We start from the raw sequence: 436 nt of genomic DNA, 5'->3' as shown, positions 1-436 counted from the left end.
TTAACGCTGTACTTCAGCGTTTCCGAAACCGCGCGTTGTAGCGCAGCCCCTCCCACCTCCGTCCCGGTCTCTGAGCTCCGATCTTTAATCGCTTGAACGTGCACACCGCTTGGCGAGATCGTCGGATCGCGCATGCATTCCTGCCAAATCTCAACCCAGCGGGCATGCTTAACGTATTTCGATCCAGACAGCATCGAAGGCGGGACCATCAGCAAAACGTGAAAATGCGGGTGCGCCTCCCCAATCGCACTCCGAGTTACCTCGGTAGTCCGTACCCAACCAATCACCGCTTTTAACTCTTTTCGCGCCTGGAGTCGGTTCCACCCGGCATTCATCGCCGTAAGAGTCGCTCCAAGCTCGCCTATGGGGCAATTGGGCACAGTCAGGGTCAGGAATAGCCAGCGAGCCTTAGGATGCTCTAGAACGATCTGAGGGG

Annotated in this window: 1 protein-coding gene; it reads right to left on the bottom strand. The window is 56.9% G+C overall.

The features are described 5' to 3' along the window. Positions 1 to 428 (bottom strand): protein rep (locus tag GHO03_RS24775; protein WP_372241801.1); only part of this gene is annotated, 428 nt, incomplete at its 3' end. Positions 429 to 436: the final 8 nt, after the last annotated feature.

This window comes from Pseudomonas sp. FSL R10-1339 (assembly GCF_009600545.1).
GTDB classification, from domain to species: Bacteria; Pseudomonadota; Gammaproteobacteria; order Pseudomonadales; family Pseudomonadaceae; genus Aquipseudomonas; species Aquipseudomonas bubulae.
This window is presented reverse-complemented; position numbering and strand designations above follow the sequence as displayed.